The 3,338-nt window shown below is 71.7% G+C and carries 3 protein-coding genes; all 3 read left to right on the top strand.

Annotation, left to right across the window (positions count from 1 at the left end):
* Nucleotides 1–329, top strand: a 329-nt coding sequence (locus tag IE311_RS36450; RefSeq protein WP_189836200.1) for a methionine adenosyltransferase domain-containing protein, incomplete at its 5' end; no start/stop codon positions are given.
* A gap of 5 nt (nucleotides 330–334) precedes the next feature.
* The gene (locus IE311_RS36455) at nucleotides 335–1,318 is read left to right on the top strand and encodes a carbohydrate kinase family protein (protein WP_189836201.1); all 984 of its coding nucleotides are present in this window, start codon (nucleotides 335–337) and stop codon (nucleotides 1,316–1,318) included.
* On the top strand, nucleotides 1,315–3,338 hold a 2,024-nt coding region (locus IE311_RS36460; protein WP_189836202.1), incomplete at its 3' end, for a homocysteine S-methyltransferase family protein. The genes IE311_RS36455 and IE311_RS36460, both read left to right, overlap by 4 nt.

Below are 3,338 nucleotides of genomic sequence, written 5' to 3' on the forward strand. Positions count from 1 at the left end.
GGGTCGCGAAGAACGTCGTCGCGGCCGGCCTCGCCCGCCGCTGCGAGGTGCAGGTGGCGTACGCCATCGGCAAGGCCGAGCCGGTCGGCCTCTTCGTGGAGACCTTCGGCACGGGCACCCTCCCGGACGAGCGGATCCAGGCCGCGGTCGGCGAGGTCTTCGACCTCCGCCCGGCGGCGATCATCCGCGACCTGGACCTCAAGCGCCCGATCTACGCGAAGACGGCGGCGTACGGCCACTTCGGCCGCGAGCTCCCCGAGTTCACCTGGGAGCGCACGGACCGCGTGGCGGCCCTGAAGAAGGCGGCTCATCCGGGACAGGAGGGCTGAGGGCCATGCGTATCGCTGTCACCGGTTCCATCGCCACCGACCATCTGATGACCTTCCCCGGCTGGTTCGGCGAACAGCTGCTCGCCGACCGGCTGGACCGGGTCTCCCTGTCGTTCCTCGCCGACAACCTGGAGGTCAGGCGCGGCGGAGTGGCAGCGAACATCGCCTTCGGGCTCGGTGTCCTCGGGCTCCGTCCCGCTCTCGTGGGCGCGGTCGGCGCCGACTTCGAGCCGTACCGGGTCTGGCTGAAGGACCACGGTGTGGACACCGACTCGGTGCGCGTCAGCGAGTCGCTCCACACCGCCCGGTTCGTCTGTACGACCGACCGGGCCCAGAACCAGATCGCCACCTTCTACGCGGGGGCGATGGCCGAGGCGCGCGAGATCGACCTGAGGTCGGTCGTCGCGCGGACCGGCCGACTGGACCTCGTCCTGGTCTCCCCGGACGACCCCGAGGCCATGCTCCGGCACACCCGCACCTGCCGTGACCTGGGGATTCCCTTCGCGGCCGATCCGTCGCAGCAGCTCGCGCGGCTCGACGGGACGCAGGTGCGGGAGCTGGTGGAAGGGGCGCGGTTCCTGTTCACCAACGAGTACGAGACGGCTCTCCTCCTGGAGAAGTCCGGCTGGGCCGAGGCGGACGTGCTGCGCCGGGTCGGCACCTGGGTCACCACGCACGGCGAGGCGGGCGTCCGCATCCGGGGCGAGGGCCGGGAGCCGCTGGCCGTGCCGGCCGTGGAGGTCGCGGCGGTCGTCGACCCGACCGGGGTCGGGGACGCCTTCCGGTCCGGGTTCCTCGCCGCCCGGCTGTGGGGCGTGCCGGAGCGGTGCGCGGCGCAGCTGGGCTGCGCGGTCGCGGCGACCGTCCTCGACTACGTGGGGACGCAGGAGTACCGGCTGCACCGGGAGCCGCTCCTGGACCGGATCAGGACGACGTACGGGACGAGCTGTGCGGCGACCCTGGTCCCCCATCTCAGGGGGCTCTCATGACCGTCGTACGGAGATCCCTGCGGGAGGAGTTCGCGAAACGGGTCGTGGTGGCCGACGGGGCGATGGGCACGATGCTCCAGGCCGCCGACCCGGGCATGGACGACTTCCGGAACCTCGAGGGCTGCAACGAGATCCTCAACCTCACCCGCCCCGACATCGTCGCCTCGGTCCACGACGCCTACTTCTCGGTGGGTGTGGACTGCGTCGAGACGAACACCTTCGGGGCGAACCTGGCCGCGCTCGCCGAGTACGGCATCGAGAACCAGGTGTACGAGCTGTCCGAGGCCGGTGCCCGGATCGCCCGCGCCGCCGCCGACGCGCACACGGCCGCCGACGGGCGCCCCCGCTGGGTGCTCGGTTCCATGGGCCCCGGCACGAAGCTGCCGACCCTGGGACACATCACGTACGAGCCGCTGCGGGAGGCCTTCCGGCAGAACGCGGAGGGCCTGATCCGGGGCGGCGCGGACGCCCTGCTCATCGAGACCTCCCAGGACCTGCTCCAGACGAAGGCGGCCGTCATCGGCGCCCGCCGGGCCCTGGACTGGGTCGGGGTGGACCTGCCGGTGATCGTGCAGGTCACGGTGGAGACCACGGGCACGATGCTGTTGGGCTCGGAGATCGGGGCGGCGCTCACGGCCCTGGAGCCGCTCGGCATCGACATGATCGGACTGAACTGCGCCACGGGCCCGGCCGAGATGACCGAGCACCTGCGGCACCTGTCCCGGCACGCCCGCATCCCGATCTCGGTCATGCCCAACGCCGGCCTGCCCGTCCTCACCTCCGACGGCGCCCACTACCCGCTGTCGCCGGCCGAACTGGCCGACGCGCAGGAGGCGTTCGTCCGCGAGTACGGTCCCGCCCTGGTCGGCGGCTGCTGCGGTACGACCCCGGAGCACCTGCGGGAGATCGTGGACCGGGTGCGGGGCGCGGCCGTCCCGGACCGGCGGCCCGAGCCGGAGGCGGGCGCGTCCTCGCTGTACAGCCATGTGCCGTTCCGCCAGGACACCGCGTACCTGGCGATCGGCGAGCGCACCAACGCCAACGGCTCCAGGAAGTTCCGCGAGGCGATGCTCGACGGGCGCTGGGACGACTGCGTCGAGATCGCGCGGGACCAGATCCGCGAGGGCGCGCACATGCTCGACCTGTGCGTGGACTACGTGGGCCGGGACGGCACCGCGGACATGGCGGAGCTGGCCGGCCGGTTCGCGACGGCCTCCACGCTGCCGATCGTGCTCGACTCGACCGAGGTCGGCGTGCTGCGGGCGGGCCTGGAGAAGCTCGGCGGCCGGGCGGTCGTCAACTCGGTCAACTACGAGGACGGCGACGGCCCCGAATCGCGGTTCGCGCAGGTCACGGCGCTGGCGAAGGAGCACGGCGCGGCGCTGATGGCGCTGACGATCGACGAGCGCGGTCAGGCCCGGAGCGTCGGGGACAAGGTGGCGATCGCCGAGCGGCTCATCGAGGACCTCACCGGCAACTGGGGGATCCGGGAGTCGGACATCCTGATCGACACCCTCACGTTCACCATCTGCACCGGTCAGGAGGAGTCCCGCAGGGACGGCATCCACACGATCGGGGCGATCAGGGAACTCAAGCGGCTCCACCCGGACGTGCAGACCACCCTGGGCCTCTCCAACATCTCCTTCGGTCTGAACCCGGCCGCGCGGATCGTCCTCAACTCCGTCTTCCTCGACGAGTGCGTGAAGGCGGGTCTCGACTCGGCGATCGTCCACGCCTCGAAGATCCTGCCGATCGCCCGGCTGGAGCCGGAGCAGGTCGAGGTCGCGCTCGACCTGATCCACGACCGCCGCCGGGAGGGCTACGACCCGCTCCAGCGCTTCCTGGAGATGTTCGAGGGCGCGACGGCGAAGTCCCTGAAGGCCGGCAAGGCGGAGGAGCTCCTCGCCCTGCCGCTGGACGAGAGGCTGAAGCGCCGGATCGTCGACGGTGAGAAGAACGGCCTGGAGGCGGACCTCGACGAGGCCCTGACGGTCCGGCCCGCGCTGGAGATCGTCAACGA

The sequence above is a fragment of the Streptomyces zaomyceticus genome (assembly GCF_014656215.1).
In the GTDB taxonomy this organism is placed as follows: domain Bacteria; phylum Actinomycetota; class Actinomycetes; order Streptomycetales; family Streptomycetaceae; genus Streptomyces; species Streptomyces zaomyceticus.

Bases quoted from the DNA above. Each gene is read 5' to 3' on its own strand.
- IE311_RS36455 (WP_189836201.1), top strand. From the start codon at position 335: ATGCGTATCGCTGTCACCGGTTCCATCGCCACCGACCATCTGATGACC.